Annotated in this window: 14 protein-coding genes; 11 read left to right on the forward strand and 3 right to left on the reverse strand. The window is 68.2% G+C overall.

The window, feature by feature from the left end:
* Nucleotides 1–26: 26 nt before the first annotated feature.
* Complete coding sequence (acnA, locus tag NA12_RS18800) at nucleotides 27–2,822, reverse strand: aconitate hydratase AcnA (protein WP_243654979.1); 2,796 nt, start codon at nucleotides 2,820–2,822, stop codon at nucleotides 27–29.
* Between the two features lie 298 nt (nucleotides 2,823–3,120).
* Between acnA and NA12_RS18805 the strand changes: the two genes are divergently transcribed.
* From NA12_RS18805 to NA12_RS18845, 9 genes are all read left to right on the forward strand, one after another.
* Nucleotides 3,121–3,672 carry an Rv1476 family membrane protein gene (locus tag NA12_RS18805; protein ID WP_084472895.1) on the forward strand — a complete coding sequence of 184 codons (552 nt, stop codon included), beginning with the start codon at nucleotides 3,121–3,123 and terminating at the stop codon, nucleotides 3,670–3,672.
* Nucleotides 3,673–3,994: 322 nt separating this feature from the next.
* A complete protein-coding gene (locus NA12_RS18810) occupies nucleotides 3,995–5,362 on the forward strand; it encodes an NlpC/P60 family protein (protein ID WP_371856007.1) in 1,368 nt (455 codons plus the stop codon).
* 176 nt (nucleotides 5,363–5,538) lie between these two features.
* The gene (locus NA12_RS18815) at nucleotides 5,539–6,696 is read left to right on the forward strand and encodes an AAA family ATPase (protein ID WP_067452653.1); all 1,158 of its coding nucleotides are present in this window, start codon (nucleotides 5,539–5,541) and stop codon (nucleotides 6,694–6,696) included.
* A gap of 29 nt (nucleotides 6,697–6,725) precedes the next feature.
* Entirely contained in the window at nucleotides 6,726–7,676 is a 951-nt protein-coding gene (locus NA12_RS18820; protein WP_067452656.1) for a DUF58 domain-containing protein, read from the forward strand.
* Nucleotides 7,673–8,677: a VWA domain-containing protein gene (locus NA12_RS18825; protein ID WP_067452659.1), complete on the forward strand. Its 1,005-nt coding sequence runs from the start codon at nucleotides 7,673–7,675 to the stop codon at nucleotides 8,675–8,677. Before NA12_RS18820 ends, NA12_RS18825 begins: the two co-directional genes overlap by 4 nt.
* An 84-nt stretch (nucleotides 8,678–8,761) precedes the next feature.
* Nucleotides 8,762–9,478: a 3-oxoacyl-ACP reductase FabG1 gene (gene fabG1, locus NA12_RS18830; protein WP_067452662.1), complete on the forward strand. Its 717-nt coding sequence runs from the start codon at nucleotides 8,762–8,764 to the stop codon at nucleotides 9,476–9,478.
* Nucleotides 9,479–9,552: 74 nt separating this feature from the next.
* Nucleotides 9,553–10,389, forward strand: a complete 837-nt coding sequence (gene inhA, locus NA12_RS18835; protein WP_067452667.1) for an NADH-dependent enoyl-ACP reductase InhA — start codon at nucleotides 9,553–9,555, stop codon at nucleotides 10,387–10,389.
* Nucleotides 10,389–11,438 carry a ferrochelatase gene (locus NA12_RS18840; RefSeq protein ID WP_067452670.1) on the forward strand — a complete coding sequence of 350 codons (1,050 nt, stop codon included), beginning with the start codon at nucleotides 10,389–10,391 and terminating at the stop codon, nucleotides 11,436–11,438. Before inhA ends, NA12_RS18840 begins: the two co-directional genes overlap by 1 nt.
* Before the next feature lie 86 nt (nucleotides 11,439–11,524).
* Complete coding sequence (locus NA12_RS18845) at nucleotides 11,525–11,920, forward strand: hypothetical protein (protein ID WP_132370009.1); 396 nt, start codon at nucleotides 11,525–11,527, stop codon at nucleotides 11,918–11,920.
* Between the two features lie 23 nt (nucleotides 11,921–11,943).
* Here the strand turns inward: NA12_RS18845 and NA12_RS18850 are convergent, their stop codons facing one another.
* A complete protein-coding gene (locus NA12_RS18850; protein WP_067452675.1) occupies nucleotides 11,944–12,756 on the reverse strand; it encodes an Rv1486c family protein in 813 nt (270 codons plus the stop codon).
* Nucleotides 12,757–12,868: 112 nt separating this feature from the next.
* Nucleotides 12,869–13,693, reverse strand: coding sequence for a DUF3097 domain-containing protein (locus tag NA12_RS18855; protein ID WP_067452678.1), 825 nt, complete (start codon nucleotides 13,691–13,693; stop codon nucleotides 12,869–12,871).
* A 107-nt stretch (nucleotides 13,694–13,800) separates the two neighbouring features.
* On the opposite strand from NA12_RS18855, the gene NA12_RS18860 reads away from it, so the two are divergent.
* Together NA12_RS18860 and NA12_RS18865 are read left to right on the forward strand one after the other, a co-directional pair.
* A complete protein-coding gene (locus NA12_RS18860) occupies nucleotides 13,801–14,232 on the forward strand; it encodes an NfeD family protein (RefSeq protein ID WP_067452681.1) in 432 nt (143 codons plus the stop codon).
* A 2-nt stretch (nucleotides 14,233–14,234) separates the two neighbouring features.
* Complete coding sequence (locus NA12_RS18865; RefSeq protein ID WP_067452684.1) at nucleotides 14,235–15,476, forward strand: SPFH domain-containing protein; 1,242 nt, start codon at nucleotides 14,235–14,237, stop codon at nucleotides 15,474–15,476.
* Nucleotides 15,477–15,498 lie beyond the last annotated feature (22 nt).

Raw genomic sequence — 15,498 nt, forward strand, 5'->3', positions numbered from 1 at the left:
CGATGTCACGTCACCGGATCGAGCAGTCAGCCGCGGATCATGTTGCGCAGCACGTACTGCAGGATGCCGCCGTTGCGGTAGTAGTCGGCCTCACCGGGGGTGTCGATGCGCACGACCGCGTCGAACTCGGTGACCTTGCCGTCTTCGGCGGTGGCGGTGACCTTGACGGTCTTGGGGGTGACACCCTCGTTGAGGGCGGTGATCCCCGCGATGTCGAAGGTCTCGGTGCCGGTCAGGCCCAGCGACGCGGCGGACTGCCCGGCCGGGAACTGCAGCGGCACAACGCCCATGCCGATCAGGTTGGAGCGGTGGATGCGCTCGAACGACTCGGTGATGACGGCCTTCACGCCCAGCAGGCTGGTGCCCTTGGCGGCCCAGTCACGCGAGGAGCCCGAACCGTATTCCTTGCCGCCGAGCACGACCAGCGGGATGCCCGCGGCCTGGTAGTTCTGCGAGGCGTCGTAGATGAACGCCTGCGGGCCGCCGTCGAGGGTGAAGTCGCGGGTGTAACCACCCGAGACATCGTCGAGCAGCTGGTTGCGCAGCCGGATGTTGGCGAAGGTGCCACGGATCATGACCTCGTGGTTACCGCGACGCGAGCCCAGCGAGTTGTAGTCCTTGCGGGCCACACCGTTGGCGTCGAGGTACTGCGCGGCCGGGGTGCCGGGCTTGATCGGGCCCGCCGGGGAGATGTGGTCGGTGGTCACCGAGTCGCCCAGCAGCGCCAGCACGCGCGCGCCGGAGATGTCGGTGACGGGGGAGGGGTCCATCGACATGCCGTCGAAGTACGGCGCCTTGCGCACGTAGGTCGACTTCTCGTCCCACTCGAAGGTGTCGCCCTCCGGGGTGGCCAGGCCCTGCCAACGCTGGTCACCGTCGAAGACGGTGGCGTAGGAGTTGCGGAACATGTCCTGGCTGATCGAGGACTTGATGGTGTCGTCGATTTCCTGCGGCGACGGCCAGATGTCCTTCAGGAACACCTCGTTGCCCTCGGTGTCGGTGCCCAGCGCGTCGGTCTCGAAGTCGAAGTCCATCGTGCCCGCGAGCGCGTAGGCGATGACCAGCGGCGGGGAGGCCAGGTAGTTCATCTTCACGTCGGGGGAGATACGACCCTCGAAGTTGCGGTTACCGGAGAGCACGGCGGTGACCGAGAGGTCGTTGTCGTTGATCGCGGCCGAGATCTCCTCGGGCAGCGGGCCGGTGTTGCCGATGCAGGTGGTGCAGCCGTAGCCACCGACGAAGAAGCCGAGCTTCTCGAGGTAGGGCCACAGACCGGCCTTCTCGTAGTAGTCGGAGACGACCTGCGAGCCCGGCGCCATGTTGGTCTTCACCCACGGCTTGGTCGACAGACCCTTCTCGACCGCGTTGCGGGCCAGCAGGGCGGCGCCCAGCATGACCGACGGGTTGGAGGTGTTGGTGCAGGAGGTGATGCCCGCGACCACGACGGCGCCGTGATCGAGGACGAAGTCGCCGCGCTCGGCCGAGCGCACCTGCACCGGCTTGGACGGGCGGCCCGCGGCGCCGTTGGCGGCCGAATGGGCGGGGGTGTAGCTGTCGTTGGCCGCGCCCGCCGACACCGAGACCGGATCCGAGGCCGGGAAGGTCTCCTCGACGCCCTCGTCCAGGGCGGTGAAGTCGCCGGTGACGTAGTCGCCGATGTCGGAGCGGAACGCCGACTTCGACTCGCTGAGCAGGATGCGGTCCTGCGGGCGCTTCGGGCCCGCGATGGACGGCACCACGGTGCCGAGGTCGAGCTCCAGGTACTCCGAGTACGCGGGCTCGTTGGCGGCGTCGTGCCACATGCCCTGCTCCTTGGCATACGCCTCGACGAGCGCGAGCTGCTCGTCGGTGCGGCCGGTCAGGCGCAGGTAGTTGATGGTCTCCTCGTCGATCGGGAAGATCGCCGCGGTGGAGCCGAACTCCGGGCTCATGTTGCCCAGGGTGGCGCGGTTGGCCAGCGGCACCTCGGACACGCCGGCACCGTAGAACTCGACGAACTTGCCGACGACGCCGTGCTTGCGCAGCATGTCGGTGACGGTGAGCACCACGTCGGTGGCGGTCACGCCGGGCACGATCTCACCGGTCAGCTTGAAGCCGACCACGCGCGGGATCAGCATGGAGACCGGCTGGCCGAGCATCGCGGCCTCGGCCTCGATGCCGCCCACGCCCCAGCCCAGCACACCGAGGCCGTTGACCATGGTGGTGTGGGAGTCGGTGCCGACACAGGTGTCGGGGTAGGCCTGGCCGTTGCGGACCATGACGGTGGGGGCCAGGTACTCGATGTTGACCTGGTGGACGATGCCGACGCCGGGCGGGACGACCTTGAAGTCGTCGAAGGCGCCCTGGCCCCAGCGCAGGAACTGGTAACGCTCGCCGTTGCGCTCGTACTCGAGGTCGACGTTGCGCTCCAGTGCGTCCGCGCGGCCGAAGACGTCGAGGATCACCGAGTGGTCGATGACCATGTCGGCGGGGGAGAGCGGGTTGACCTTGCTCGGATCGCCACCGAGGACGGTGACGGCCTCACGCATGGTGGCCAGGTCGACGATGCAGGGCACGCCGGTGAAGTCCTGCATGATCACGCGCGCGGGGGTGAACTGGATCTCGACGCTCGGCTGCGCCGAGGGGTCCCAGTTCGCGATCTCGCGGATGTGATCGGCGGTGATGTTGGCGCCGTCCTCGGTGCGCAGCAGGTTCTCTGCCAGCACCTTCAGGGCGTAGGGCAGCTTCTCGGTGCCGGGAACAGCCGAGAGACGGAAGATCTCGTAGGAGTTGCTTCCGACCTCGAGCGTGCCCTTGGCGCCGAAGGTATCAATCTTCGTCACGTCAGCTCCACTCATGTGTGAGGGTGTGCCGCCGGCGGGGCTGTGCCGGCGACTCGCGTCTTCGGAGGGGTATCCGGCACCGTGAGATGCCTGTTTCCTCGCCGTACGATCCTAACAGTACGCTTGTCCTATGAAATACGCGGGGGCAGTCGGTGATGGGCGCGCGGGCGTAGTCGGGCGCCGAGTCGCGTACTGTGCCTGTCGAGCGCAGTCGGGGAAGACGCAGTAACGCTCACCTTGGCAGTGTTGGACGCCCGTCGCGACACCGGCGATCGTGGCTCGACAGACCGGATGGAAGATGACCACTTTTGCGCCGATGGCGGCCGAACTGCCGCCGAATACCGTGCTGAGCAGCGTCGCGTCCGACCTCGCCGACAATCACGTCGCGGCCCCCAAGGGTCAGGATCAGGAGAAACTGGCGGCGATCGTCGCGCAGGCGCGATCCGAGGGGATCCCGCTCAGTGTCGTCGTCGTTCCCGGCAATCCAGGCCACGACTCGAGCCTACGTGACCTGGCCACCGAGGTCGGCGAGAACACCCACGGCACCGTCGCGGTGTTCAGCGACGACTGGATCGGTACCTACAGCGACACCGTCAGCCGCGTGCGGCTCGAGTGGGCCGAGGACGCGGCCAAGTACAAGGGCAACCACCCCGAAGAGGCGGTGCAGGCCTTCGTCGATCGGCTCGAGCAGCCGGAGGGTGTTTCCTGGGGTGTCATCACCGTTGTCCTGCTGACCCTCGTGGCCCTCGTGATCGCCGGGCTCTACCTGGTGAAACTGCGCCGCGGTCCCGAGGTGGACGCACCGGCTGTCCCCCTGTCACCGCGCGTCGATGCGGGTTCCACCAACTAACCGGTTTCACTACAGTCACATTTCCGGACCGGTGGTCTGTTCTTTGGCGTGGAAAGCCGTCCGCTATCACGCAAATTCTGAGCAATCGATGAATTGATACCGCGCCCCACTGTGACGGATGTTTCCTTTGAGAACCATGTGTCGTACGGTTGCGATGAACGCGATCGTGAATGCAGTGGTACAGGGGGCATTGGTCGACTCTCGTTGTCGGTGTTTCGGCTGATGCGCCGGTGGCGTATGTCGAGTCGAGATACTCGGAGGTACCGTGCGCGTTGCGGACAGGCGGGACGAGCCAGGTCTATTACGAATAGCGATCGGTTTGCTGGCGGTGGTGGCAGTGCTGCTCACCGCGGAACCGGTCGCGGCGGTGCCACCCCCGCCACCCAATCCCTCCGACGGCGAGCTCGCCGGGGCGGGCGCTCAGGTCGACGCGCGGGTCGGTGAGATCGGCGTGCTGATCAATCGCGTCGCCGCGGCCGATCAGCGATTGCGCGAGCTCGACGATCAGCTCGCGGGCAAGCGCGAAGCCGTCAACCAGGCGCTCGTCGACCTGCAGACCGCCCGTGACGCCGCCGATTCGGCCGCCGCGGCCGTCGCCGACAGCCAGACCCAATTGGCCGACGCCGGCGCACAAGTCGGTGCGGCGCGACAGGATTTCGATCAGGTCGCCACCCAGGCCTACGTGCGCCCCGCCACCAGCTCGGTCGTCACCTACCTCGCTTCCGCCACTCCCGACGCCGCGATGGATCGCGCGCAGGTGCTCGGCATGGTGTCGAAGAATCAGCGCCAGGTGCTCGACGGTCTGCGTCGCGCCCAGCTCGCTCAGGCCAACCAGAATTCCGCCGCCCGCCAGGCCAAGGCCGACGCGGACGATGCCGCCGCGGGCGCTGAGCTCAGGCGCGACGCCGCCCAGACCGCGGTGAACATCGCGAGAACCGAATTCGACACCCAGGCCGTGGCCCGCGACACCCTGCAGCGCGACCGAGGCGCCGCCCAGTCCGCCCTCGATGTCGCCCGCTCGACCGTCGCCGGACTCCAGAGCCAGCGCGAGGTCTTCCTGGTCTGGGACGAGCAACGTGAAGCCGAGGTGATGGCCCTGCTGGCCGCCGCCAACGCCGCCGCCTCGCGCGCCGCCGCCGACAAGGCCGCTCGCGACCGCGCCGCCCAGCTCAACGAGGGCCAGCGCCCGCACGCCGACCTCGAGTCGACCCCGGCCTCCCCGCACAGACCGAAACCGCGACCCTCGCAGCCGCAGGTCACCGGTTCGGCCGCGGTCGAAACGGTGGTCGACCGCGCGATGTCGCAACTGGGCGTCACCTACGCCTGGGGCGGCGGCGACGAGGACGGACCCACCCTCGGTATCCGCGACGGCGGCACCGGCGACGCGCACGGTGACTTCAACAAGGTGGGCTTCGACTGCTCCGGCCTGATGCTCTACGCCTTCGCCGGTATCGGGGTGTCCCTGCCGCACTACAGCGGCTATCAGTACAACGCGGGAACCCGGGTCGACGTCGACGACCGCGAGCGCGGCGACATGCTGTTCTGGGGTCCTGGCGGCAGCGTCCACGTGGCGATGTATCTGGGCAACGGCAAGATGATCGAGGCCCCTGAATCCGGGGATGTCGTGAAGATTTCCCCGGTCCGCGAGGACGGCATCATGCCGTACGCGGTCCGTATCGTCACCGGTTGAGTACACATCGCCGCTGGTAGGGGTCCGATCTGTGCGGTCGGTGCCACATCGGGCGCCGTGCGTGAGCGCCGTCACGAGCATGACGAATCCCCGTCTAGTACTGGCCGGTTGCGGCGCACCGGGCGATTCAATGGAATAGTTGGTGCCGCACGCACAGGACCAAAGCGAAAGCGGGGATGTTGGTGACTTCGACGGAAGGTGTGAGCGGGCCGAAGCTGGCGAAGGACGCCGGTACGGCCACGCCGAGCACCCTGGAGCGTGACGTCCAGACTCTCGAGAAGGCGATCTACGAGGTCAAGCGGGTTATCGTCGGTCAGGACCGGCTCGTCGAGCGTTTGCTCGTCGCGGTGCTGGCACGCGGCCACGTGCTCCTCGAGGGTGTGCCGGGCGTCGCGAAGACTCTTGCGGTGGAAACCTTCGCCAAGGTCATCGGCGGTTCGTTCTCCCGGGTGCAGTTCACCCCGGACCTGGTGCCCACCGACCTCATCGGTACCCGCATCTACCGGCAGGGCCGCGAGGAATTCGACACCGAGCTCGGCCCGGTCGTCGCGAACTTCGTGCTCGCCGACGAGATCAACCGCGCACCGGCCAAGGTGCAGTCGGCACTGCTCGAGGTGATGGCCGAGCGCAAGCTGTCGATCGGCGGCAAGACCTACCCGATGCCCGATCCGTTCCTGGTCATGGCGACCCAGAACCCGATCGAGAGCGAGGGCGTGTACCCGCTGCCCGAGGCACAGCGTGACCGCTTCCTGTTCAAGGTCGTCGTGGACTACCCCTCGGTCGAGGAGGAGCGCGAGATCATCTACCGGATGGGTGTGAGCGCGCCGGAGCCGAACCAGATCCTCGATCCCGAGGACATCATCCGCCTGCAGAAGGTGGCCGCCAACGTCTTCGTGCACCACGCGCTCGTCGACTACGTGGTCCGCGTGATCACCGCGACCCGCACGCCCGCCGAGTTCGGCATGGCGGATGTGGCGAGCTGGATCTCCTACGGCGCGTCCCCCCGCGCGAGCCTCGGCATCATCGCCGCCGCGCGCTCGGTCGCGCTGATCCGTGGCCGCGACTACGTGGTTCCGCAGGACGTCGTCGAGGTCATCCCCGACGTGCTGCGGCACCGTCTGGTGCTGTCGTATGACGCACTGGCCGACGAGGTTTCGCCCGAGGACGTCATCAAGCGCGTGCTGCAGACCGTCGGCCTTCCGCAGGTCGCCCCGCAGGCCAACGGGCAGGTCGCCCAGCAGCCGCCGGTGCCCCAGCCGCCCCAGTCCCAGCCTGCGCCGCAGGCGGTGAACGGGCAGCAGTCCCAGCCCGCCGGCTCCGTCGCGCCCCAGTGAGTGCGCCGGAACCCGTTGTCCGCGTACCGGTGTCGTCTCACGCTCCGCCGTCGTTTCGCGCCGGTGAACTGACCGACCCGAAACTCGCCGCCGCGCTCAAGACCCTCGAGTTGACCGTGCGACGTCGCCTCGACGGCGTACTGCACGGCGATCACCAGGGTCTGATCCCCGGGCCGGGTTCGGAGCCGGGGGAGGCGCGGCTGTATCAGCCGGGTGACGATGTGCGACAGATGGATTGGTCGGTCACCGCCCGCACCACCCATCCGCACGTGCGGCAGATGATCGCCGATCGCGAGCTCGAGACCTGGCTCGTCGTCGACCTGTCGTCGAGCCTGGATTTCGGCACCGGCCGGGTACACAAACGCGACCTCGCGATCGCGGCGGCCGCGGCGATCACCCACCTCACCTCCGGCGGCGGCAACCGGATCGGCGCTGTCGTCGCGACCGGTCAGGATCTCGTGCGCATCCCCGCCCGCAGTGGGCGCATGCACGCCCAGACCCTGCTGCGCGGTATCGCCACCACCCCGCACGCCCGCGACGGCGTGCGCGGCGATCTCAAGGCCGGAATCGAATCGCTGCGCCGTCCGCAACGCAAGCGTGGGCTGGCCGTGGTGATCAGCGACTTCCTCGGTGACGTCGACTGGCAGCGTTCGCTGCGCGCGATCTCGGCTCGCCACGACCTGCTGGCCGTGGAGGTGCTCGATCCGCTGGACGTGGCGCTGCCCGACGGCGGCGACGTGGTGCTGCACGATCCCGAATCGGGCCGCACCCGCGAGTTCAGCGTCACCCCCGCGCTGCGCGCCGATTTCGCGGCCGCGGCCAGGGCCCAGCGTGAGCAGGTGGCCCAAGCGCTGCGCAGCTGCGGCGCGCCGGTGCTCACGCTGCAGACCGATCGGGACTGGATCGCCGACGTCGTCCGGTTCGTGTCCACCCGGCGCCACAGCCTCGGCGCCCCGAGCGGGCGGGTGCCTCGCCAGTGAGTATTTCGCATTTCACCGCCGTCGTCTGGCTCGGTTTCCTCGCGATCGTCGCCCTGCTCGTACTCGGCTATGTACTGGTGCAACGCGCCAGGCACAAGCGGATGCTGCAGTTCGGCAACATGGCCATCCTGGAGCGGGTCGCCCCGGCGCGACCGAGCCCGATGCGCCATGTCCCGATCGCGTTGATCCTGGCGGGCCTGGTCCTGCTCACGATCGCCGCGGCCGGTCCGACCGCCGTGCAGAAGGTGCCGCGCAACCGCGCGACTGTCGTTCTGGTGATGGATGTCTCGCTGTCGATGGAAGCCACCGACGTGGAGCCGAGCAGGCTGCAGGTCGCGCAGAAGGCGGGCAAGGATTTCGTCGACGGTCTGACGCCCGGGATCAACCTCGGTTTCGTCACGTTCGCGGGCACGGCCTCGGTGATGGTGTCGCCGACGACCAACCGCGAGGCGGTCAAGCACTCGATCGACAACATCAAGCTGGCCGAGCGCACCGCCACCGGCGAGGGCGTGCTCACGGCCCTGCAATCCATCGACACTCTCGCCGCGGTACTCGGTGGCGCCGAGACGCCCCCGCCCGCACGGGTGGTGCTGATGTCGGACGGTAAGCAGACCGTGCCCGACGACAAGGACGTCGACAACCCGAGGCACGGTTTCACCGCCGCGCGCCTGGCCAAGAACAAGGGCATCCCGGTCTCGACGATCTCCTTCGGCACCGAATGGGGCACGGTGGAGATCCCGGACTCCGACGGCAAGGGTTCGCAGCGGGTGAAGGTGCCGGTCGACAACGACTCACTGCGCGAGATCGCCGAGCTGTCCGGCGGCGATTTCTACACCGCGTCGTCGCTGGCCGAGCTCACCGCGGTCTACGACACCCTCGAGGAACAGATCGGCTACGAGACCACTCGCGGCGATGCGAGCAGGCCATGGCTGTTGCTAGGCATGGTGGCCATCGCGGCGGGAGTCGTGGTCAGTCTGCTCTATCGTCAACGCCTGCCCTAGCTTCCCCCGCCCCGCGTTGTGAGCTGTCGCAACGGCGCGACCCTGACGCGGGGCGCACGAATCGGAACAGATAGGTTGGACCCTATGTCGAACGTCACATCCCGGTCGGTGCTGGTCACCGGCGGTAATCGCGGTATCGGTCTCGCGGTCGCGCAGCGTCTGCTCGCCGACGGCCACAAGGTCGCCGTCACCCATCGTGGATCGGGGGTGCCCGAGGGTCTGTTCGGCGTGAAATGCGATGTCACCGACAGTGATTCGGTCGATCGTGCGTTCACCGAGGTCGAGGAACACCAGGGTCCGGTCGAGGTGCTGGTCGCCAACGCGGGCATCACCGACGACACGCTGCTGATGCGCATGACCGAGGAGCAGTTCGAGAAGGTCATCGACGCCAACCTGACCGGTGCGTTCCGCTGTGCCAAGCGCGCCAACCGCAATATGTTGCGGGGTCGCTGGGGTCGGTTGATCTTCCTGGGTTCCGTGGTCGGCCTGAGCGGTCAGGCCGGGCAGATCAACTACGCCTCCTCCAAGGCAGGCGTCATCGGTATGGCCCGCTCGATCAGTCGCGAGCTGGGGTCGCGCTCGATCACCGCCAACGTTGTCGCGCCCGGTTTCATCGAGACCGATATGACCAAGGATCTGCCCGATGATCTGAAGGACATGGCGAAGAAGTTCATTCCGCTCCAGCGTCTCGGCCAGCCGGAAGACATCGCGGCCGTCGTCAGCTTCCTCGCCTCCGAGGACTCCCGCTACGTCACCGGTGCGGTTATCCCGGTCGACGGCGGCATGGGTATGGGTCACTGACCCGCTAACGGATCGCACCACGCCACCGACAAGGTGGCAGCACCCCACACTGATCTCAGGAGAACCGAAAACTCATGGGCGGACTGCTCGAAGGCAAGACCATCCTGGTCACCGGCATCATCACCGACTCGTCGATCGCGTTCCACGCGGCCGCGATCGCGCAGGAGCAGGGCGCGAGGGTGATCATCACCGGTATCCCCGACCGCTTGCGGCTCATCGACCGCATCGCCAAGCGGCTGCCGCAGGAGGTGCCGCCCGCCATCGGCCTCGACGTGACCAACGAAGAGGACCTGACCGCGCTCACCGAGAAGCTGCGTGAGCTGGCGCCCGAGGGCATCGACGGCGCGCTGCACTCCATCGCGTTCGCGCCGCGTTCGATCATGGGACCCGGCGCGCTGCCGTTCCTCGAGGGCCCCGGCCCCGATGTCGCCAAGTCGTTCGAGATCTCCGCGTGGAGCTACGCCTCGCTGGCGCGCGCCGTGCTCCCCGTCATGAACGAGGGTGGCTCGCTGGTCGGCATGGACTTCGATCCGCGCGTGGCGATGCCGTACTACAACTGGATGGGCGTGTCCAAGGCCGCGCTGGAGTCGGTGAACCGCTATGTGGCGCGGGAGGTCGGCGCCGCCAAGAAGGTGCGCTCCAACCTGATCGCCGCGGGCCCGATCAAGACCCTCGCGGCCAAGGCCATCGCGGGCACCGCGACCGACGATGCCAAGCAGCTCGTGCAGCTCGACCAGTACTGGGACGGCGCGTCGCCGATCGGCTGGGACGGCAACGATCCGCGCGCGGTCGGCAAGTCGATCGTGGCGCTGCTCTCGGATTGGCTGCCCGCCACCACCGGCTCGATCATCTACGTCGACGGCGGCGCCAGCCACAACATGTGGTTCCCGGAGAACATGTCCCTGAGCTGATGCCGGACGCCCTGCTGCTGCTGTCCTTCGGTGGCCCCGAAGGTCCCGAGGACGTGATCCCCTTCCTGGAAAACGTCACTCGGGGCCGAGGGGTGCCGCCGGAACGCCTTGCCGAGGTCGCGCAGCACTACCTGCATTTCGGTGGGATCTCGCCGATCAACGCGTTGAATCGGCAGATCATCACGGCGCTGGAGGCCGACCTCGCCGATGCCGGGCTGGATCTGCCGGTCTACTTCGGCAATCGCAACTGGCATCCCATGGTCGAGGACACCGTCGCACGGATGACCGCCGACGGCGTGCGCTCGGCGCTGGTCTTCACCACCTCCGCATGGGGTGGGTATTCCGGGTGCCGCCAGTACGACGAGGACATCACCCGGGCCCGCGCGGCCGTCGGTGCCGGTGCGCCCGAGCTGGTGAAACTGCGCCATTACTTCGACCACCCGCTGCTGATCGAGTCGTTCGCCGACGCGATCACCGCTGCGGTGCACCAGCTTCCGGCTGATCGTCGCAGCGGTGCGCGCCTGGTTTTCACCGCGCACTCCATTCCCGTCTCGGCGGATCTGTCGGCGGGCCCACCGGCCGGCGGGGGCCGCCTCTACAGCAGGCAGGTCGCCGAAGCCGCTCGATTGTGCGCCGCGGCAACAGGATTCGCCGAATACGATGTGGTGTGGCAGTCGCGCTCCGGCCCGCCGCAGGTGCCGTGGCTCGAACCCGACATCGTCGATCACCTGGATGTGCTGCACGGCAAGGGAATCGACGCCGTGGTGGTGTGCCCGGTCGGTTTCGTCTCCGACCATCTCGAGGTGATCTGGGACCTCGACAACGAGGCCTCGACCCGTGCCGCCGAGCTCGGCATGGCCTTCGCCCGCGCGGGAACACCCGGCACCGATCCGCGGTTCGCCCGGATGATCGTCGAACTGATCGCCGAACGCGTGAGCGCCGGTCCGGTGCGTGAACTCGGCACGGTGCCCGGATACGGCTGCACCGTCGACGGTGCCCTGTGCGCTCCCGGTTGCTGCGAACTGCCCGCGCGCCCCGTCCGGCGCTGAACACAACCGGATAACCATTCACCGGCGGCCCCCGGTTCGAGGAGTAGCCTTTTCACAGTTGCGCTCGACTGATCGGAGGATTTCCGATGATTTCGACAACGCCGCGCCGCGCTGCCGGGCTCGCCCTGATGCTGACCGGCGCCGCGCTCGGGCTGACCGGGTGCGGTGGGAACTCCGGTTACCAAACCCAGCCCCCGCAGCCCACCGAGCCCACGATCTCGCAGGCATCCGTGCGGGAACTGTGCGGCATCCTCGACGGGCAGAAGGGGACGTGGAAGGCGCTGGGCCCGCAGGTCGCGCGGGTGGCGTTCACCGGCGCGATCAGACTGTGGACCGTGAACGACACCGTCGCCAACGCCGCGATCGCCTACAACCGCCATATCGTCGACACCGTGACGATCCAGACCTGTCCGCGAGTCCGCGACGCGACACTGGCCTCGCTCGAGGTTCCCGACATCGAAGTCGCGCTCGGCGGATTCTGAACCGGCACTTGCTCCTTCGGTCGCTAGGCGTCGCGGCGGGCGGCGGCATGGACCGCGACGAGGCGGGCCTCGCGCAGGGTGTTCCACAGCGGACGCAGCAGGGATTCGTGCGCGCCGAGCGCGGTGGCCGAGGTGGGCGAGGACGCCGGCTCGTGCTGGGCGACGGTGAGGATCGCGGCCACATGATCGGCGGTGTCGAGAATCCGCTTGGCGCGCAAGGGAATCGAGTCCGGGTATGCGTGGCGCGCGTAGGCCGCGAGCTGAGCCTCGATCTGCTCGCGCGGGTCGTCGTCGCCGTTGCCGATCGAGGTGGTGTGCAGCTGCATGAGGGCATCGGCGGCGTCGCGGACCGATTCGCGCATCGTGTACTCGGCCTCGCCGAGCGACATGTCGTGACCCGCGATCCGGGGCAGATCGACGCCGTAGACCGTCCACTGCAGGGTGTCGTCGTCGTCCCACTGGGGGATCAGGCCGGTGCCCGGTTCGCCGGGAACACCGAGCAGCAGGCCCTCCTCGGCGTCGATCGCGTCGGCCGCGAACGCTGTGCCGACCGGCAGCCCACGGACGTCACCCGGCGCGGGCAGGACCAGGCGCAACTGCGCCCCGGCGGGAGCCATCGCCTCGCGGATCACCTTGAGCAGTGGCATGGCTCCGGTGCCCGACGCGCCGCGCGAGGTCCATGGCAGGTCCGTGCGTCCGCCGGTCACCGGGTCGCCCGCCGCGATGGTGTGGCGCGCGGCCCAGGCGTGCAGTGCCTCCAGCACGTCGTCGGGCGCGCTGGTACCGGCCAGCCAGGAGCCGGCCCACAGCGTCAGCGTGGCACTGGGAGAGCACATAATCATCGAGCATAAAGGTTCGCCCGCGATCGCGTGCGCGCACCGAGATGGTCGATCGTGCCTACGCGGATCATCGATTTCGGCGCGAGGACCCGCCTGACCTGCTGTGCGATTACTCCGGCTCGGTGACGAAGTCGATGAGCCGCTCGACGGCGCCGATGAGCGGGGCTTCCAGATCCCGGAACGAGCCGACCGCATCGTAGACACGGCGCCAACCCTGCTGCGGTGTTCCCCAGCCCAGGCGCGCGCAGATTCCGGTTTTCCAGTCTTCACCGCGCGGCACGGTCGGCCAGGCGTCGATGCCGAGCGCGGCGGGGCGCACGGCCTGCCAGACGTCGATGTAGGGATGGCCGGTCACCAGCACGTGCGGGCCGAGGCCGGTGGTCAGGTGCGTCTCCTTCGAGCCGGTCACCAGGTGGTCGACGAGGACCCCCACCCGAGCGCCCGGTCCGGGTTCGAACTCGGTGAGCCGGGCGCCGAGATTGTCGAGGCCCTCGAGGTGCTCGACCACCACGCCCTCCACCCGCAGGTCATGGCCCCACACCCGTTCGACGAGCGCCGCGTCGTGCACGCCCTCCACCCAGATCCGGCTGGTCCGCGCGACTCGTGCCCGCAGGCCCTCGACCCGGGTCGACCCCGATGCCGACCGCGTCGGCCGTTTCGGCGCGGTCGCGGTGGGCTTGATCAGCGTGACCGGTTTCCCGTCGATCAGGAACGCGGCCTCGCGCATCGCGAACAACCGCACCGCCCCGCGCGCGTCCTCCAGCTTCACGAACTCGCCGTCGTAGCTGCGATCGAAACCGACTACGGCACCGCAGAATCCGCTCGCCGCGTCCTCGACCACCAGATCGCGTTCGGCTTGCACAGTCGGTATCGGCTTCTTCTTGGTCCGATCGTGTCCGGAATAGATGTCGCCGTAGCTGTCTCGTGCACTCACGCCCCGAAACTACCGCGCGCGCAACAGCGCGCGCGGTACCGGCGCACCGGGAGGCGGCGATTACGCGAGCCCGCCCCCGAACCGGTCATCGAGGCTAGGCTGGCAGGGTGGCCGCAATAATCTGGCTGATCGCGGGGATCGTGCTCGCGGCGGCCGAAATGCTCACCGGGGATCTCACGCTGCTCACCCTCGGTGTGGCCGCACTCGCCACAGCGGGGATCAGCGCGGGCACCGACCTTCCGGTGTGGGGCGACGCCCTGGTGTTCGCCGCGATGGCAGGGGTGCTGTTCGTCGGGGTGCGCCCGCTGCTGCGCCGCAAATTCGGTACCCCACCGCCCACTCCGACGAATGCCGATGCGCTGCCGGGTAAGTCGGCGCTGGTGCTCGAACAGGTCGCGGAGTATTCGGGTCAGGTCAAACTCGGTGGTGAGGTCTGGACCGCGCGTCCGCTCGACCCGAGCGAAGTGTACGAAGCCGGTGTGACTGTCTATGTGATGAAGATCGACGGCGCGACCGCCGTCGTCTGGAAGGGTCCCTAGCAATGGTTGCCTTGATCGTGGCCGCCGTCCTCGTCCTGTTGGTCGTGGTGGTGGTGTTCAAATCGATCGCCCTCGTCCCGCAGGCCGAGGCGGCGGTGATCGAACGGCTCGGACGTTATTCGCGCACCGTGTCCGGTCAGTTGACGTTCCTCGTCCCGTTCGCCGATCGCGTCCGCGCGAAGGTGGATCTGCGCGAGCGGGTCGTGTCGTTCCCGCCGCAGCCGGTGATCACCCAGGACAACCTCACCCTGCAGATCGACTCGGTGGTGTATTTCCAGGTCACCAGTCCGCAGGCCGCTGTGTACGAGATCAGCAACTACATCGCCGCGGTCGAGCAGCTCACCGTCACCACCCTGCGCAATGTGGTCGGCGGGATGACCCTGGAAGAGACGCTGACCTCGCGCGATCAGATCAACAACCAGCTGCGCGGAGTGCTCGACGAGGCCACCGGCCGTTGGGGCCTCCGGGTGGCCCGCGTGGAGCTCAAGTCCATCGATCCGCCGCCGTCGATCCAGGAGTCGATGGAGAAGCAGATGAAGGCCGATCGCGAGAAGCGCGCGACGATCCTCACCGCCGAAGGCAATCGCGAAGCGCAGATCAAGACCGCCGAGGGCGCCAAGCAGGCGGCGATCCTGACCGCCGAGGGCGGCAAGCAGTCCTCGATCCTGTCGGCCGAGGGCGAACGCCAGAGCCGCATCCTGCGTGCCCAGGGCGAACGCGCCGCCTCCTATCTGCAAGCTCAAGGTCAGGCGAAGGCGATCGAGAAGGTGTTCGCCGCCATCAAGAACGGCAAGCCGACCCCGGAACTGCTCGCCTACCAGTACATGCAGACCCTGCCGATGGTGGCCAGGGGTGACGCGAACAAGGTGTGGCTGGTCCCCAGCGATTTCGGCAAGGCGCTGGAGGGATTCGCCCAGAACTTCGCCACCAAGGGCGAGGACGGCGTTTTCCGCTACGAACCGTCCGCCGACGAAGCGCCGGTGACGATCGAAGACGACAGCGACGTGGCCGACTGGTTCGAAACCGCCTCCGACCCCAAGATCGCCGAGGCCGTGCGCGCCGCCGAAGCCACCGCGCGCACCCCCGTCGAAGGTTTCGACACCCCCGCGCCACGCCCGAAAACCTCAGTGGCCAAGGCTGATCCGGAGTTGCCGACCCCACCGCCGGTCGTCGCGCCGGAGCAGCAGGCCCCGCGTCCCGACGACCCGTACGGTCGCCCCTGGCAGCCGCCGCAACACAGCTGATCCCGCGCGGTCCCGCCCGCTA

Origin of the sequence: Nocardia alba NBRC 108234 (assembly GCF_001612665.1) — a bacterium.
GTDB lineage: Bacteria > Actinomycetota > Actinomycetes > Mycobacteriales > Mycobacteriaceae > Nocardia > Nocardia alba.

Excerpts from the sequence above, each read along its gene's own strand:
- NA12_RS18865 (WP_067452684.1), top strand. The coding sequence starts at position 14,235 with ATGGTTGCCTTGATCGTGGCCGCCGTCCTCGTCCTGTTGGTCGTGGTG.
- NA12_RS18815 (WP_067452653.1), top strand. The coding sequence starts at position 5,539 with ATGTTGGTGACTTCGACGGAAGGTGTGAGCGGGCCGAAGCTGGCGAAG.
- fabG1 (WP_067452662.1), top strand. The coding sequence starts at position 8,762 with ATGTCGAACGTCACATCCCGGTCGGTGCTGGTCACCGGCGGTAATCGC.
- NA12_RS18805 (WP_084472895.1), top strand. The coding sequence starts at position 3,121 with ATGACCACTTTTGCGCCGATGGCGGCCGAACTGCCGCCGAATACCGTG.
- inhA (WP_067452667.1), top strand. The coding sequence starts at position 9,553 with ATGGGCGGACTGCTCGAAGGCAAGACCATCCTGGTCACCGGCATCATC.
- NA12_RS18850 (WP_067452675.1), bottom strand. The coding sequence starts at position 12,756 with ATGTGCTCTCCCAGTGCCACGCTGACGCTGTGGGCCGGCTCCTGGCTG.
- NA12_RS18840 (WP_067452670.1), top strand. The coding sequence starts at position 10,389 with ATGCCGGACGCCCTGCTGCTGCTGTCCTTCGGTGGCCCCGAAGGTCCC.
- NA12_RS18845 (WP_132370009.1), top strand. The coding sequence starts at position 11,525 with ATGATTTCGACAACGCCGCGCCGCGCTGCCGGGCTCGCCCTGATGCTG.